Annotated in this window: 11 protein-coding genes; 3 read left to right on the top strand and 8 right to left on the bottom strand. The window is 74.2% G+C overall.

The features are described 5' to 3' along the window. Window positions 1-51 precede the first annotated feature (51 nt). Window positions 52-762 (bottom strand): SDR family NAD(P)-dependent oxidoreductase, encoded by a 711-nt coding sequence (locus BL253_RS17160; RefSeq protein WP_076818085.1) that lies wholly within the window; start codon window positions 760-762, stop codon window positions 52-54. A 121-nt stretch (window positions 763-883) separates the two neighbouring features. On the opposite strand from BL253_RS17160, the gene BL253_RS17155 reads away from it, so the two are divergent. Both BL253_RS17155 and BL253_RS17150 read left to right on the top strand, forming a co-directional pair. Next, a complete protein-coding gene (locus BL253_RS17155; protein ID WP_076818083.1) occupies window positions 884-1,807 on the top strand; it encodes a helix-turn-helix domain-containing protein in 924 nt (307 codons plus the stop codon). Window positions 1,808-2,117: 310 nt separating this feature from the next. Continuing rightward, window positions 2,118-5,888 carry a DEAD/DEAH box helicase gene (locus BL253_RS17150; RefSeq protein WP_076818081.1) on the top strand — a complete coding sequence of 1,257 codons (3,771 nt, stop codon included), beginning with the start codon at window positions 2,118-2,120 and terminating at the stop codon, window positions 5,886-5,888. A 23-nt stretch (window positions 5,889-5,911) separates the two neighbouring features. Here the strand turns inward: BL253_RS17150 and BL253_RS17145 are convergent, their stop codons facing one another. The 7 genes from BL253_RS17145 to BL253_RS17115 all read right to left on the bottom strand — a co-directional run bounded on the left by BL253_RS17145 (window position 5,912) and on the right by BL253_RS17115 (window position 14,752). Further along, window positions 5,912-7,267 (bottom strand): NAD(P)/FAD-dependent oxidoreductase, encoded by a 1,356-nt coding sequence (locus tag BL253_RS17145; protein WP_076818080.1) that lies wholly within the window; start codon window positions 7,265-7,267, stop codon window positions 5,912-5,914. Next, window positions 7,264-7,887: a ferredoxin gene (locus BL253_RS40350; RefSeq protein ID WP_158230367.1), complete on the bottom strand. Its 624-nt coding sequence runs from the start codon at window positions 7,885-7,887 to the stop codon at window positions 7,264-7,266. Before BL253_RS40350 ends, BL253_RS17145 begins: the two co-directional genes overlap by 4 nt. 205 nt (window positions 7,888-8,092) lie before the next feature. After that, window positions 8,093-8,305 carry a hypothetical protein gene (locus BL253_RS42310; protein WP_096336025.1) on the bottom strand — a complete coding sequence of 71 codons (213 nt, stop codon included), beginning with the start codon at window positions 8,303-8,305 and terminating at the stop codon, window positions 8,093-8,095. Between the two features lie 168 nt (window positions 8,306-8,473). Then, window positions 8,474-9,001, bottom strand: a complete 528-nt coding sequence (locus tag BL253_RS17130) for a ferric reductase-like transmembrane domain-containing protein (RefSeq protein ID WP_241834875.1) — start codon at window positions 8,999-9,001, stop codon at window positions 8,474-8,476. 600 nt (window positions 9,002-9,601) lie between these two features. Then, a complete protein-coding gene (locus BL253_RS17125) occupies window positions 9,602-10,474 on the bottom strand; it encodes an ABC transporter ATP-binding protein (RefSeq protein ID WP_076818073.1) in 873 nt (290 codons plus the stop codon). A gap of 159 nt (window positions 10,475-10,633) precedes the next feature. Further along, complete coding sequence (locus BL253_RS17120) at window positions 10,634-12,199, bottom strand: ABC transporter permease (protein ID WP_076818071.1); 1,566 nt, start codon at window positions 12,197-12,199, stop codon at window positions 10,634-10,636. Between the two features lie 237 nt (window positions 12,200-12,436). Continuing rightward, window positions 12,437-14,752: a protein kinase domain-containing protein gene (locus BL253_RS17115; RefSeq protein WP_076818069.1), complete on the bottom strand. Its 2,316-nt coding sequence runs from the start codon at window positions 14,750-14,752 to the stop codon at window positions 12,437-12,439. A 454-nt stretch (window positions 14,753-15,206) separates the two neighbouring features. Here BL253_RS17115 and BL253_RS17110 point away from each other — a divergent pair, with 454 nt between their 5' ends. Then, window positions 15,207-15,992 carry a GntR family transcriptional regulator gene (locus BL253_RS17110; protein ID WP_241834874.1) on the top strand — a complete coding sequence of 262 codons (786 nt, stop codon included), beginning with the start codon at window positions 15,207-15,209 and terminating at the stop codon, window positions 15,990-15,992. The last annotated feature ends 204 nt before the right edge of the window (window positions 15,993-16,196 follow it).

Raw genomic sequence — 16,196 nt, 5'->3', positions numbered from 1 at the left:
AGGCCGGCGCCGGCCGGCGCGGCGCGCGGGATCGGATCGGTGGCCTGGTCGCTACCAGGGGACGGGGCCGGAACGGTCGAAGAAGAGGGCGGGGGCCGTGGCCGCGGTGCAGGCCTCGACGATGGCGTCGGTGCCCTCGGTGACGGTCTGGTGGCCGCTGAAGCCGTTGAGCGCGGTCGCGGTGTAGCCCGGGTCGACCACCCGGACGTCGATGTCGGGGAGCGACTTCGCGTACATCGTCGCGACCATGTTCAGCGCCGCCTTGGACGACGGGTAGACGAGGCCGYGCAGGGTCGACTCGAGCCGGTCCGGGTCCGTCGTGACCCCGAACGAGCCCATGCCGCTGGACACCATGACCAGCCGGGGCGCCCGCGATTCACGCAGCAGCGGTAGGAAGGCATGCGTCATCCGGACCGGGCCGAGCAGGTTGACGCCGAAGACGGCGAGGAAGTCGGCCGGCAGCGTCTCGGCCGGGGCCTTGCGGACGCCGCCGATGCCGGCGTTGTTGACCAGGACGTCCAGTCCGGTGCCCGCGTCGCGGACGGTCGCGAGGGCCGCCGCGACGGAGTCGTCGCTGGTGACGTCGAGCGCCACGGCCCGGACGTCGGCGCCGGGCTGGTCGGCGGCGATCGACGCCGCCGCCTTCTCGCCGAGGCCGGCGTCGCGGGAGCCGAGCCAGACGGTCCAGCCGAGGGCGGCGAGGCGGCGGGTGGTCTCCAGCCCGAGGCCATTGTTGGCCCCGGTGATCAGCGCGGTTGTCATGGGACCAGCATCCGGCGGCGCGGCGGTGGGCAGGAGGGCCGCGTGATCGTGGGACCGGCGGTACCACCTTCGTCCCGTCCACGGCCGGCCTCGACGCCCCGCGCGGGAGCATGCTGGGTGGGTGACCGTCGACCGTGCCGGGCTGGCCGCGGCGATCCGGCGCGCCAGGGAGCGGGTCGGGCCGCGGGACGTCGGCCTGCCCGCCGGGCCGAGGGCCACCCGCCGGGTCGCCGGGCTGCGCCGCGAGGAGCTCGCGCTGCTCGCCGGGATCAGCGTCGACTACCTCGTCCGGCTGGAACAGGGCCGCGGGCCGCGGCCCTCGACGCAGGTCCTGCAGGCGCTCGCGCGGGCGCTGCGCCTCGACACCGCCGGCCGCGACGAGCTGCTCCACCTCGCCGGGTGGGCACCGCCCGCGCCGGGAATGATCGAGATGCATGTCCGGCCGAGCGTGCTGCGCCTCATCGACCGGTTCGTCGACCTACCGACGGTCGTCGTGAGCGCCAAGGGCGACGTGCTGGCCTGGAACGCCATGGCCAGCGCCCTGCAGGGCGACTGGTCGGCCATCCCGCCGGAGTGGCGCAACATCAACCTGCTGCGGTTCCTGCCCGGCCCGGAGCTCGACAGCCGGCGCAGTCGAGTCGGGGAGACCGAGGAAGAGCGGGAGTCGACCGCGGCCCAGGCGGTCGCCGCGTTGCGCTCCACCGCCGCCAGGTACCCCCGGGACCCGGGCCTGGCGGAGCTGCTCGCCCGGCTGAACGCCGGATCGGCCGACTTCCGCCGTCTCTGGGTCAGCGGCCAGGCCGGCGGCTGGCGCAGCCACCGCAAGACCGTCGTCCACCCGTCGCTCGGCCCGCTGACGCTGGACTGCGACGCGCTGCACGTCCCCGACGTCGACCAGTCCGTCGTCGTCTACTCCGCGCGGCCCGGCACCCCCGAGGCCGAGGCCCTCGCCCTCCTGCGCGTCGTCGGCACCCAGTGGCTCGTCTGCGAGGAGGCGGCCATCCCGGCCGCCGGTGGCCCGCGCCCCAGGCCCGCGGGAACGTGAAAATGCGGCCAGCGGACGCCGCGACAATCTCGTGGACCGGCAAGCCCGCAGGCCGGCGTCCTCATCAGCAACAAGATCTCGCCGTGCCACTCCCGCCCGACACGCCAACCGCTCGTGACCGCTCGGTGATCGCCGTTTGCGCCTTGCCGTGGTTGGGCGACGGAGCCAGATCGTGACCACCGGAGGGCACAAACAGTGATCAGGTCGTAGGCGGGACCACCCTGCGAGGCGTGGGCTTTCGGTGGGCCGTGGCCGCGAGAACAAAGGCACCTAGCCGGCGGAAACGGGCGCCGCTGCTAGGTTGCGGACCATGGCTCCTCTGTCGCGGCGCTCCCCCGCCGCCGGACCGAACCTAGGACCCACCGTCGCCGGCCTGCGTGAGGCCGTCTCCGACGCGACATACGCCCGGGGCTCGTCGTACGCGCTGCGCGGCAACGTCGTCGACATCCGCTGGGACGAGGCCGCGGGTGAGCTGCTCGGCCGGGTGCGCGGCACCGGGCCGAAGCCCTACTCGACGATCGTCCGGTTCGAGGGCGACGGGGCGTCGCGCAGCTTCGGCACGGGCGTCTGTTCCTGCCCGGTGGGTCTCGACTGCAAGCACGTTGTCGCGCTGGTTCTGGCCGCCGCCGACGACCACCAGGCCAACGACCGACCCGGCGGTGGCCCGGCCGTGTCGGCATCGTCCACGGCGCGGGCGGCCACGCAGGCGCTGGAGACGCTGGCCGTGGCGGCGCGGCGGGCGGGAACGGTCTCCGCGGGCCTGAACGCCGCGCGGCCGGACACCGCGAGGAAACAGCCGGACGCCGCCGCGAAGCAGAGGCCCGCGCGACGGGCCGCGGCGGCGCCTTCCTGGGAGCGGTCCCTCGGCGAGCTCCTCGAGGTCAAGGCAGACGAGGACCCGAACGCCCGGCACCTCGCCGGGTGGGCACCGCCGCCGCTCGCCGGAGCGACGCCGCTCGCCGTGGAGCTGAGCCTCGTGGCGGACGCCGGCGCGGACCCTCGGGTGACCGCGCGGCTTGTCAGGCAGGGCAGGACTGGCTGGGTGAACGCCGTCAGCTGGGACCAGCTGACCGCCTGGCACCACGTCACCGAGTACGCCCCGGCCCACGTCCAGCTGCTGCGGGAGATGTTCGCGCTGGCCAGGGCGCGGCAGTCGTCGTCGTACCCCTACGGCTACCGCCAGGGCGACGGCAGGCGGCTCGACCTGTCGACGTTCGACAGCAGGGCGCTGTGGGCGCTGCTCGACGAGGCCGAGGGGGTCGGGCTGCGGCTCGTCCACGGCCGTAAGAAGCTGGGCGACGTCGCGCCCTACCGTTACGGCGAGCTGGTCCTCGACGTCACCCGCGAGCCGAACGGCGACGGCGACGGCGGCCGCGGTGGCGGTGGCGGCGGCAGCGGTGGCGGCGGCGGCGAGCCGGGGGCGCTGACGATCGTCCCCGCGCTGCGCCTCGACGGCGAGCTCGCCCCTCAGATGGTGCCGTTCTCCTTCATCGGCGAGAACGGCCACGGGCTCGTCTACGTCGACCGGGCGGAGACCGGCGCGACCGACGACCGGCGCGACTGGCACATCCGGCTCGCCCGCCTCGCCGAGCCGGTCCCCGCGCCACTGCGACGGATGACGCTCGGAGGTCGGCGGCTCGTCGTCCCGGCGGCCGGGCAGGAACGGTTCCGCGTCGAGTTCTACCCGCGGCTGCGCCGCATGGCGCCCGTCGTCTCCAGCGACGGCTCGTTCGACCTGCCCGAGGTCTCCCCGCCCACGCTGGTGCTGCGGGCGGCCTACGGCGACGACCACGACCTCGACCTGTCCTGGGAATGGGCGTACGAGATCGGCGGCGAGGAGGTCCGCGCCCCACTGCTGCCCCCCGGTCCACCCGGCGGCGCGGCGGCTGAGGGCGACCTGGCGGCGGGGGCGCTGGCCGGGCCGCGGGACGTCCGCGCCGAGCAGCGGGTGCTCGCCGCGCTCGACCTGCCGCCCGCCGCCGCCGAGCTGCTGGCCGCCGCCAGGGAGGCCGCCGAGGCGGAGCGGTTCCTGGCCGGGGCCGGCGGCGCGCCCGGGGTGACCGGGGTGGCCGGCCAGTCGCCGCTGCCGGCGCCGGGAGCCGCCCGGCTGCGCGGGGCCGACACGATGCGGGTGACCACGGAGGTGCTCCCGCTGCTGGCGGGACGGCCGGGGCTGCGGGTCGAGGTCGACGGCCAGGCGGCCGACTACCGGGAGGTCGGCGACAGCCTGCGCATCGCGCTGTCCGTCGACGACGTCGAGGGCGACAACGACTGGTTCGACCTGGGCGTCACCGTCACCGTCAAGGGTCACCAGGTCGGCTTCCGGGACCTGTTCGTCGCGCTGGACCGGGGTGACGAGTACCTGCTGCTGCCGGACGGCGCCTACTTCAGCCTGGAGAAGCCGGAGCTCGCGGCGCTGCGCCGGCTCATCGAGGAGGCCAGGACTCTCGGGGACTGGTCGGGCGAGAGCCCACGGATCAGCCGGTTCCAGGCCGGCCTGTGGGAGGAGCTGGCCACGCTCGGTGTCGTCGAGCGGCAGGCGGCGGCCTGGCGCGAGCAGGTCGGCGGGCTGCTCGCGGTCACGGCGCCGCGCGCGGACCTCGCGGCGCCGGCGGCGCTGGCCGCGACGTTGCGCCCCTACCAGCTCGACGGCTTCCGATGGCTGACGTTCCTCTGGGAGAACCGGCTGGGCGGGATCCTGGCCGACGACATGGGCCTCGGTAAGACCCTGCAGACCCTCGCCCTCATCTGCCACGCCCGTGAGACCGCCACCGCGGGCGCCGCCGCCGGATCCCTCCCCGAGCAGGACGCGACCCACCCGGAGAGCGGGCCGGCGGGGGCGTTCGCGCCGTTCCTCGTCGTCGCGCCGACGAGCGTCGTGGCCAACTGGGCGGCGGAGGCGCGCCGGTTCGCGCCGGGCCTGCGGGTCGTCACCATCGTCGACACGGCGAAGCGCCGCGGCGCCACGCTGCGCGACGTCGCCGCCGGCGCGGACGTCGTCGTCACGTCGTACACGCTGTTCCGCCTCGAGATCGACGACTACGCGGCGCTCGACTGGTCGGCCCTGGTCCTCGACGAGGCGCAGATGGTCAAGAACCACCAGTCCAAGGCCTACCAGTGCGCCCGGCTGCTGCCCGCGCCGTTCAAGATCGCGATCACCGGCACACCCATGGAGAACAACCTCATGGAGCTGTGGTCGCTGCTGTCGATCACAGCTCCGGGGCTTTTCCCGAACCCGGCCCGGTTCCGCGACTACTACGCCCAGCCGATCGAGCGCCGGCACGACCCGGAGCTGCTCGCCCGGCTGCGTGGGCGGATCCGGCCGCTCATGCTGCGCCGTACCAAGGAACAGGCCGCGCCCGAGCTTCCCCCGAAGCAGGAGCAGGTGCTCGAGGTCGACCTGCATCCCCGCCACCGCCGGCTCTACCAGACCCACCTCCAGCGGGAACGGCAGAAGGTCCTCGGCCTCGTCGGCGACCTGGGCCGCAACCGGTTCACGATCCTGCGCTCGATCACCCTGCTGCGTCAGCTGAGCCTGCACGCCGGCCTCATCGACGACGACCACGCCGACCTGCCGTCCGCCAAGATCGAGGCGCTGCTGGAGCAGCTCGCCGACGTCGTCGGGGGCGGCCACCGCGCGCTCGTGTTCAGCCAGTTCACCGGCTTCCTCGGCAGGGTCCGCGACCGGCTCGCCGCCGCGGGCGTCGAGTACTGCTATCTCGACGGCAGGACCCGCGACCGGGCCGCGGTGGTGGAACGGTTCAAGTCCGGCGGCGCGAGCGTGTTCCTCGTCAGCCTCAAGGCCGGCGGCTTCGGCCTGAACCTCACCGAGGCCGACTACTGCTTCCTGCTCGACCCCTGGTGGAACCCGGCCACCGAGGCGCAGGCCGTCGACCGCACGCATCGCATCGGCCAGACCCGCAACGTCATGGTCTACCGGCTGGTCGCCCGCGACACGATCGAGGACAAGGTGATGGCGCTGGCCGCCCGCAAGGCGCACCTGTTCACCAGCGTCATCGACGACGGCGCCGCCTTCGGCGCCACCCTCACCGAAGACGACGTCCGCCACCTCTTCGACTGAGCGACGCCGCCAGAAGGCGTCTCTCAGACCGTCGCCATGGGTGTCCGGGATACCGGCATGCCGGCCGGGGACGCGGCGTCGAGCGGCCAGCCGATGAGGTCGGCGTACTCGAGGAGGCGCGCGCCGGCGTTGGCGCTGACGGCGCCGACGACCACGCCCTGGCGGGTGTAGACGGCGACGAACTCGAGGGCCTTGGTCGAGCCTTCCGCCAGGCAGCAGGCGTCGGCCAGGCCGGGGCGGCCGACGCCCTGCAGGCGGACGCCGAACTGCTCGGTCCAGAACCGGGGCGTCGGGGTGAACGCGGACGCCTGGTCGGGGCCGAGCAGCAGCGCGTCGGCGGCCGCCTGGCCGTGCTCGGACGCCGTGATCCAGTGCTCGACCCGCCGGGGCGTCCAGTCGAACAGCAGGTTCGGCCAGCGGGCGACGTCGCCGGCGGCGACCACCGACGGCGCGAGCGCGGGGGTGGTGCCGTCCATGTAGACCGCGTGGGTGGTCGGCCCGGTGAGCACGCCGTCGGTGATGTCCAGCCCGGAGCCCTGCAGCCAGCGCGTCGCCGGCAGCGCGCCGACCGCGACCACGGCGACGTCCGCGTCGACGCGGCCGCCGTCGTCCAGCCAGATGCTGACGCCGGCGCCGGACCGCGGTCGTTCCGTGAGCGAGTCCGCGGTCGCCCAGCGCACCGGGTTGCGGCCGAGCAGCAGGGTCACCTGGTTGTTCCGGTGCAGGCGCGTCATCAGGCCGCCGACCTGCTTGCCGATGGCGGACGACATCAGCGCGTTGCCTCGGCCGATGACGGTGACGTCCAGGCCCCGGCCGCGGAGGCTGGACGCGATCTCGCAGCCGATGAAGCCGGTGCCGATCACGGCGATGTGCCGGGCACCGTCGGCCAGCCGCCGGCTCAGGCCGCGCGCGTCGGCCATGTCGCGAAGCGTCCAGACGTGGTCGGACCAGACCGGTGTGCCGGGCAGGTGCCGAGCCTCGACCCCGGTGGCGATCACCAGGCCGTCGTACTCGACCTCCTCGCCGCGGGCGAGCAGCAGCCGGTTGCGGGCGACGTCCAGGCCGAGTGCCCTGGTACCGAGCCGCCAGACCGCGTCCAGGTCGCTGAAGACGGGCAGCTTCAGGTCACCGAGGCGGCCCGTCCTGGCCAGCAGCTGCTTGGAGAGCGGGGTGCGGTTGTAGGGCTTGTGCGGCTCCTCGCCGATGAACACGATCTGCCCGTCGAAGCCGCGCTCGCGCAGGCGTTCCGCGGCGCGCAGCCCGGCGATGCCCGCGCCCGCGATGACCACGGAGTGCGGCCGCGGCTGGTGCTCGATCCTGGCCCAGCCGACGCGGGCCAGTGCGTGCGCTATGTCGGGCCTCGGCCGAGGTCTGGTCATCTCCCGCCGTTCTCGAGAGTGATCGCCTGCATGGGGCACAGGCGGGCTGCCTGCCGGACGCTCGCCATCTGGTGCGACGGCGGCGCCGCGTCGTAGTAGAGCCGGTGGTCCTCCGCGAGCAGGAAGCTCGACGGCGCCTCCTGCTGGCAGATGGCGTAGAGGTGGCAGCGGTTGTTGTCGACGCTCACCACCGCCGGCTCGGACCGGCGCCGCGGCCCGCCGGGTCTGCGGCGCTGGTTGGGCTGGAACGCGGACCGGCCGGACTGCCGACCCACGGCCGAGCCGCCGAGGCGGGCCAGCGGCGCGACGTCCAGCGGGCCGGTGCCCATCGCGGGACGGGGGCCGGTCCCGGATCCGACCACGAGCGGGCCCGTGCGCTCGGCGGGCACCGGGAGGGAGGCGCTCGGCACGACGACACCAGAACCGGTGTCCGACCCGGCCGGCCCGAGGCTCGGCGCCAGGCTGGCGGTCGGTACCGGCCCGGTCATCGGCCCCGGGTCGAGGTGCGTGGCCTGGCTCGCCAAGGGGTACCGCGGCCCGGTAGTCGGTATGGGCGTGGTCGGTATGGGCATCGAGCCGGTGACAGTGCCGGAGACGGGGACCGGGCCGGTGAACGACACCGTTCTGATCGCGTCACGCGGCCAGGACGGATGCGAATCATCGAAACGCGGCGACGGCGCAGGCGGCGGCGACGGCACCATGTGCCAGTCGCCAGGCGATCCCGCGGAACCGTGCCCCTCTCCCGGCGGCGGCACCGACGGCACGGGGACCGGGCCGGTGAACGACACCGCTGTGATCGCGTCACGCGGCCAGGACGGATGCGAATCATCGAAACGCGGCGACGGCGCAGGCGGCGGCGACGGCACCATGTGCCAATCGCCAGGCGATCCCGCGGAACCGTGCCCCTCTCCCGGCGGCGGCACCGACGGCGGCGACGGCGCCCAGGACCAGGGCGACCCGGTCGGTCCCGACGGACTGGTGCGCGGTGGCGGGGACTGCCCTGGCACCGGCGGCGGCGTTGCCGACGCTGACCGCCACTCCCCCGGTGAAGGCTCCGGAGGCGGCGACCAGGCCGGGCCCGTCACCGTGAAACCCGGGTCGGGCGCGGCGTGTGGCCCGGGCTGGCCAAGGTCCTCCCCGGGCGACGGGGGCCGCATCCACCGCGAGTCCCAGGCGGCCTGCCGGAAATCGTGAGGCGGGTTGTCGTTACCGGCGGTAGATGCCATCTTCGAATGCCTCCACGACGTCGAACCAGGGGTCGGCCTCATCCCTGCGCCCGGCTGGCGAGAGCACGCGCAGCACGAACAGCGCCAGGGGAACGAACATCGCGGCCGCCATGGCCGCCCAGATGACGCCGAAGTGCTGCTCCCGCGACGCCCAGGCGCTGTGCACCGCGATCAGGACGAATCCCGGGTAGGCGAACCAGTGAAACCGGTGCCATCGCCGATAGCCGACGCGGCGCTGGAACCAGATCGAGAACGCCACCAACAGGAGAACCTCAAGGCCGAGGATGCCAGGCAGGACGTCCGCCTTGGCGCCGCCCCAGACCAACCAGATCTTGCTCTCGGCGTAGTATGCGTCGTGGCGGAAGTAATGCACCTGGGCGTGTACCACCGACGCGGCGAGCGCCAGAATCGCCAGCATCATGTGGCCGCCGTACAGCGTCTGCCTGCGGATATGTCGCTCCGGCAGCCGGGTGATGAGGAACAGGCCCCAGATGACGGTGGCCGCCATGAAGAAAAACGCGGTGTAACCAAATATACCGGCGATGTGACCCAGGGTCGCATCCGTGGTGACGCCTGGCCGGACCGCCGGACCCGCGAATTGGTGCGTTATGAAACTGTGTACACTGCGTGGCGAAGCCACATCAGGTATAAACGTCGCACGCGGCAAGGTAGCCTCCGGGCTTTTTCTCCCCCCCGGTAGTACCTCGTCTTCTCCGTCGCCTTGCCGCGAAGTGTAGCAGAGCGGCGCAAGCCGCCCGTATCCGACACCCCGACGTAACATGACCGTTCGGTCTCATCCGTCGAGTTCGTCCGTGAAAGCGCTGGCGACGATGGCGGCGGCGGCGCGCGGCGTCCAGGCGATGCGTAACTCCGGTGGCGGAGAACGGTTTCGCCGTCACGGCACGTATGTGGACGTTCAATCCGGTGATCTGGCGACGGCGAGAACCACAAGTGGTCCTGATCGGTCCGGCGGGTCCCGGCCGTGGACCTTCGCGAGCCCGCCTAGTTGTTGGCGATTGAACGGCCGAATCGACGCGAGGCGGCGTGCGCCGGGTTGGGGCCCGGCGCGGATCGGCGCGGGGCAGGCCGATGGCAGGGGGTCGTGGAGCTACGCCTCGTCGGTCGGCGCGGCCGGAGAGACGGCGGCGGTCGGCGCGACAGCGGCGGCTGAGGACGCGGCGGGCGCCGGGGAGGCCGCGGTGGCACCGGCGGGTGGGGTGGCCTCGTCGGCGGGCTTCGACCAGGCGGGCCGCTCCTCGGCGGGTGGCTCCTCGGCGGGTGGCCGCGCCTGGGCCGGGGCCTTCGGCACGGGCGTGGTGTCGCGCAGCTTGCCCTTGGCGATGTGCAGCCGCCGCTGCGCCCGGGCCGCGACCTGGGAGTCGTGGGTGACGATCACCAGGGTGAGGCCCTGGTCCCGCCACAGGCCCTCGAGCAGCGCGATGATCTCGTCGCGCGTCTCCTCGTCGAGGTTCCCGGTCGGCTCGTCGGCGAGCAGCACCTTCGGGTCCTTCACTAGGGCGCGGGCGATCGCCACCCGCTGCTGCTGGCCGCCGGACAGCTCGGCGGGCCGGTGACCGGTCCGGTCCGCGAGCCCCACCGAGGCGAGCGCCGCGGTGGCGCGCTCCCGGCGCTGTGCCTTGGGCACGCCCAGCGGGACCAGCGCGGCCTCGACGTTCTCCAGCGCCGTCAGCGTCGCGATGAGGTTGAAGCTCTGGAACACGATGCCGACGTTGCCGGCCCGCAGCTTCGTCAGCCGCGAGTCGGACGCCTTGGCCAGGTCCTCGTCGCCGAGCAGGACCGAACCGGAGCTGGGCCGGTCCAGCGCCCCGAGCATCTGCAGCAGCGTCGACTTGCCACCACCCGTCGGGCCCTGGACCGCGACCATCTGCCCGTCGGGAATGGTCAGGTCGATGCCCTGCAGGGCGTTGACCGCCTTCTTGCCATTCGAGTACGTCTTCGTGACGCCGGTAAGTGTGTACATGATCGTCTGGTCGTCTCTTCCGTCGCGCCGAGAGAACTGGTCGAGGAGGTGGCTGGCGGGGACCCGGGCGCCTCGCCGCGTTGGTACGCCGTCACCAGCGCGGCGAGGCCGCCGTCGGTCGACGCCGTGTCAGTCGAGGCCGCGTCAGTCGAGGCTGCGTCAGTCGAGGCTGCGCAGCGCGGCCGCGGGACGCAGGCGGGAGGCGCGCCAGCCGCCGAACACCCCGGCGAGCAGGCCGCCGACGAGCGCCAGGCCGATGCCGAGGCCGATGACCGACCAGTGCACGGGCGCGTGCAGCAGGACGTCGACGGTGCTGCTCGCGGTCCGCCGAGCGCCACCACCACCGCCGCCACCGGTGCCAGCGCCGCCGGCGCCATACCCACCACCACCACCACCACCGAAGGCACCGGCGCCGCCGCCCTCCGCGCCGCCGCCGGGCGCGCCGCCCTGGAAGGCCGCCCGAGCCGCGTTCGCGGCGCCGGAGCTGGTCGTGCCGGCGAGCCTGATATGCGACGAGTTGATCGCCCAGATCCCGATCAGGCCCGTGCCAAGGCCGACGAGGCCGCCGATCGCGCCCTGCACGAGCGACTCGACGCCGACCTGGCGGACGATCCGGCCGTTGCTCCAGCCGATCGCCTTCAGGGTGCCGAAGTCCCGGGTGCGCCGGGTCACGCCGGAGATCGTGAACAGGATGGCGAGCACGAACGCGGCCACGAGAACCGCGATCGACAGCCACTTGCCGAGCTTGCCGACCAGCGACGACGCGCTCGAGAGCGAGCCGGAGATGCCGTTGGCCAGGTCGGACTGCGTCTGCACGGTGGCGTCCGGCAGCACCTTCCTGATCGCGGCGGCGGCGGTGTCGACGGAGCCGGAGGAACTCGCCTGGACRTAGAGGTTGGTCACCTGGCCGGACAGGTCGGCGAGGCTCTGCGCGACGCCGAGCGGCAGGTAGACATCCGACAGCGACGTGCCGGACGTGCCGGCGTCGAGCAGGCCGACGATCTTCATCGCGGTGCCCTTGACGGTCACGGTGCCGCCGACGGCGAGCTTGTTCGTGTCCGCGTAGCTCTTGGACAGCAACGCGACGTTCGCCTTCGCGTCCGCGGCGGTGAAGGCGCGGCCCCCGCTGACGACCTCGGCGCCGGACAGCGGCCCGAGGGAGGTGGCGCCGGGCTGGACACCCTCGACGGTCAGGCTGTTGACGTTGAAGTTGCCGCCGCCGAAGCCGGTGAAGCCCTGCGGGCCGCTGACGCGGCCGCCGCGCTGGGCACGGAACTGCTGGCGCAGGTCGTCGAGGTTCTGCCCCGAGACCTGGCCGCTGAAGTTGGTCTGGCGCAGCATCAGCGTCGCGGTCACGTCAGCGACGCCCTGCGTCGAGCGCACGGCGCTGACCGAGGCGTCCTTGATCGCGGACGAGCCGGGGGCGAGGCGCAGGTTGTCCGAGGAGACGTTCGTGTTGGCGTCGGAGGAGGTGCTGCCAGGTGCCTGCCCGCCGAACGTGAACTGCTCACCGCCGCCCTGGCCCGGCTGCGCGGACTGGGTGACCGTGATGTCGGTGCCTACGCCGTAGATCGAGTCGAGCACGCTCGACTGCGCGTCGCGCACCCCCGAGGAGGCGGCGGTGACGGCGAGGATCAGGGCGACAGCGAGCGCGAGGCCGACCGCCACGACCGCGGTCTGCCGGAGTCGCCCCCTGAGCTCGCGGCGGACGTACGTCAACAGCATGGGTCTCCCTGCGGTCCTGATGGGTCCGGACAGTGCCCTGGCCGGACCGCGGGGATCGCGGACGGGTCGGGCATGTGAGCCGACCGGGACACTAGGAAGCCCTGCTGTGTGACTGCTTAAGTACGGCTCATCCCCCCTTAAGGGGGGTCAGCGTTGCCGGTCGGTTGTGCCCCCGGCGCGCTGACGGACATCGGCGCACCCGGCCGCGCCGCTACGGGGCCAGCGCGATACGCCGAGTTATGGCTCGACGATGAGCGACAGGATGCGGGCGCCGCTGGCCGGCGGCCCGTCGTAGCCGCCCTCGGCGCCGGGAGCGATGAGGTCGTCGAGGACCTCGAACCCGTCGACGACCCGCCCGACGGGGGTGTAGCGGTCGGCCATCTCCTCCCGGCCCTCCTGGCTCGGGTTGGCGTAGCTGATGACGAACTGGGCGCCGTTCGCCCCGGACGAGTCGTGGACGAGCGCGATCACGCCCCGGCGGAAGTCGCTGGGTGGGTGCTCCGCGTCGTAGGCGAAGCCCGGCGCGCCCGACCCGGTTCCGGTCGGGTCGCCGCACTGGAGGATGTAGTAGGCCTCGTTCGGCCCGTCCGTCTGGCGGGGGCAGAGGCTGTTGTCGTAGTAGCCCTCGCCGGCGAGGTGCCGCAGCGCGTAGACGGCGCACGGGGCGAGCGCCGCGTCGACCTCCGCGGTGATCATGCCGCCGCTGGTCTGGATGGTCATCGTCGCGGTGCCGGTCGGCAGGTGCGCGACCGACGGCGGGATGGGCACGGCGGGGCCGCGCGCGGCGGTGGCGACGTACCGGCACGGCCCCGCGGAGCTCGCGGCGCCGGGCCCGGCCGCGGTCTTGGGCCCGACCTGCGGCGTCGCGCCGTCCCCCGGGGCGACCGAGCTCGTACCCACCGGTGCCGTCGGCGCCTGCTGCGTGTGCGTCGAGTCGGGCGCCGCGCCGCCGTCGTCACGGTTGAAGAGCCGCAGGGCCACCACCGAGACGGCCACCAGCACCAGCGCCACCGCGACCGCCACGACCGCCACGAAGCCCGCGCCGACCAGGCCGCGGCGAGGGCGGCGCCAGCCGGCGCCCGAGGTTCGCGGACCGCCCGACGCGGGCACGCCCGTCGGCAGGCGGTGCGGCCCGGAGGGAGGACCGCTCGGCCCGTGCCCGCCCGGCACGTGCTGCCCGCCCGGGCCATGCTGCCCGCCCGGGCCTCGCTGCGCCGGGGCCAACGGAGGGCCGGACGGTGGTGGCGGGCCCAGTGGACCCCGCGCGCCCGTCGGCATCCCCGTCTGCACGGGCGGTGCGGGCAGCGGTGGAGCCCCCGTCCGCGGTGGGGCACCGGCCGGCAGCGGAGCCGCCGGCCGGCCGAGCACGGGCAGCGGACCCACCGGCGGGCCAACCGGGGGCGGCCACTGCCGGGCGGGCCAGGGCGCGAGACCAGGTGCCAGGCCGGGGAGCGCCTGGCCGGGGCCGGGCGCGGGCCGAGGGGCGGGCGCCATCGGAACGGCCGGCGGGGCGCCGGCCGCCGGGCGCGCCGGGCCGGCGACCGGGGGCGCTGTCACCGGCGGCGGCAGGTAGGCGCGGATCGGCCAGTGCCGATCGAGCACGAGCAGCACGCCGCGGGCCAGGTCCGCGTCCGTCTCGGGCGTCCAGCCCCGCTCCCCGTCGCCCGCGCTACCCGCGGCACCCGCGTCCGCGGGAACCTCGCCGGCGGCGGGGCCGCTCCTACGCGTGGCGCTGGCATTGGCCCAGTCGGGGCCGAGGACGAGCGCGAGCAGCCGGCGCAGCAGCTCGGCCGCGTCCGGACGGTCCGCCGGATCCTTGCGCAGCGTCTCCTCCACCAGCCCGGCGAGATCCTCCGGGATCCCGACCAGGTTCGGCGGGTCGTGGCGCACCCGGAACAGCACCGCGTCGGTCGGGCCGGCGCCGAAGGGGGTGCGCCCGGTCGCCGCGTAGGCCACGGTGCAGCCCCAGGCGAACACGTCGGCCGGCGGCCCGACGACGTCGACGCCGTTGAGCTGCTCGGGGCTCATGTAGCCGGGGGTGCCGACCGGGGTGCCCACCCGGGTCAGGACGGTGACGTCGGTGGCGAGCGCGATCCCGAAGTCGACGACCTTCGGGCCGGCCTGGGTGAGCAGCACGTTGCCGGGCTTCAGGTCGCGGTGCACGACGCCGGCGCGGTGCACGGCCAGCAGCGCCTCGGCGAGCCCGACGGCCAGCGTCCGCAGGGACGGCCCGGTGACCGGGCCGTTGCGCAGGATCCAGTCGGCGAGCGTGGGCCCGGCGAGGAACTCGGTGGCGAGGTAGGGCGGGTACCAGTCGGGGTCGGCGGCGTGGACCCGGGCGGTGCACACCCCGCCCACCCGGCGCATCAGCTCGATCTCACGGCGGAACCGGGCGCGGAACTCCGGCGCGTCGGCCAGCTCCGCGCGGATCACCTTCACCGCCACTGGCGTCTGCCCGAGAAGGCCGTAGTAGACGATGCCCATGCCGCCGGCGCCGATCCGCGCCATCAGCGTCGTCGGCCCCAGCCGCACCGGCAACGCGATGTCCTGCACGCCGACCGCTCTCCGATGCTGTCTAGACCCGCCGTTGTCCCGACCGTCGCCTCGCGCCGGCGCGATCCACCGCGCCGCGCGACGTCCTGCCCGCGGGCGCCGTGCCTTCCACCGTCGTGCCCGGCCCCGTTCCGCGCTGTTCGTGGTCACATTACCGCCGGGGCACCGACGCGAACCGCCCCGGAGCGCACCCGGTCCGGCACCACTGATGTTCCCCCGTCGACGGCTGTCCGGCGTTCCGGGCCGCGAGCCCGCCGGGGGCGCCCAGCGGGAACGGGACCGGACCGAGACCGGATCGAGGCGCCGCGCCGGCGGCGCCCGTCGGGGCGGCCGAACTCCGCCACGCCCCGTGGGATGTCAACAGGTGGATATCGGATCGCCGGCAGTCCGAAACAGTCGCCGACTATCGTCCCGCCGCACGTGCGCGTACCGAAGGTCGGGGCGGTCTGGGCGGATGGTCCGGCCGGACGGCGCCGGCGCCGGGCACGCGCCCGCCGGGCCGCCGGCGAGCGGAGGGACGGGCGAGATGCGGATGCCACGGCCGAGCGCGGCGTGGGTCGGGACACTGAGCACCGACTCGCGGGGGTGCGGCTCCGTCCGTGAGGTGATCCTGCGCGAGGTCAAGAGGGTCATCCTGGACGGCGCGGCGCCGCCGGGCTCCCCCATTCCCGTCGACGAGGTCGCCGCGCATTACCAGGTGAGCCGGATCCCCGTCCGCGAGGCGCTGATGAGCCTCGTCGGCGAGGGGCTGGTCGTGCACCGCGCCCGCGGCGGCTACACGGTCGCGGCGCTCACCCCGGCGGAGATGCGCGAGTTCTACGTCGTGCGAGAGGTACTGGAGGCGGCCGCGCTGACGGCGGCGGTGCGGCGAGCGACCGCCGAGGACGACGCCCGGGCGCTCGCCGCGCACGAGGCGATGGCGCGGGCGGTCGAGACGGGCGACTCGCGCGGCCACCACCGGGAAAGCCGCCGCTTCCACCTCGCGCTGGTCTGTCCCGCCGGGATGGCCAGGCTGGAGCACATGTATGTCTCGGCCTGGAACGTCACCGAGCCCGTGCGGCCGATGGACTACGCGTCCAGGGACGCCGTCGAGGCGCTGGTCACCGACCACGAGCGAATGCTGCGCGCCTTCGTCGCCCGCGACGTCGCGGCCCTGCTGGCCGCCTCCCGCGCGCATCATTCCCGCCTGCAGACCGTGGTCGCCGCGCTCCCCGACGAAGCGGCCCGTTTCCCCGCCTGAGGCTCGCGCGCGGCCGCCGTCCCGGCGCCGGCCGGCCGCCGTCGCCAACGCAGATATATCTCGCCAGTGACGGTGGCGAAACAGCAAGATCCTAGCCTGATTCCAGGCACGCCGGCCGCCCCGCCCGACCGCACCCATATGTCCGAGCACCGGTCCCCCCAATCGGGTTTCTGCCTTCCTTTCCTCGTTCCGTCCGCCGCGCTG

The sequence above is a fragment of the Pseudofrankia asymbiotica genome (genome assembly GCF_001983105.1).
Taxonomy (GTDB): domain Bacteria; phylum Actinomycetota; class Actinomycetes; order Frankiales; family Frankiaceae; genus Pseudofrankia; species Pseudofrankia asymbiotica.
Note: the sequence above shows the minus strand (reverse complement) of the source record. Positions and strands in the feature narration are given on the sequence as shown.

Bases quoted from the DNA above. Each gene is read 5' to 3' on its own strand.
- BL253_RS17150 (WP_076818081.1), top strand. From the start codon at position 2,118: ATGGCTCCTCTGTCGCGGCGCTCCCCCGCCGCCGGACCGAACCTAGGA.
- BL253_RS17145 (WP_076818080.1), bottom strand. From the start codon at position 7,267: ATGACCAGACCTCGGCCGAGGCCCGACATAGCGCACGCACTGGCCCGC.
- BL253_RS17130 (WP_241834875.1), bottom strand. From the start codon at position 9,001: ATGGCGGCCACCGTCATCTGGGGCCTGTTCCTCATCACCCGGCTGCCG.
- BL253_RS17125 (WP_076818073.1), bottom strand. From the start codon at position 10,474: ATGTACACACTTACCGGCGTCACGAAGACGTACTCGAATGGCAAGAAG.
- BL253_RS17110 (WP_241834874.1), top strand. From the start codon at position 15,207: ATGGTCCGGCCGGACGGCGCCGGCGCCGGGCACGCGCCCGCCGGGCCG.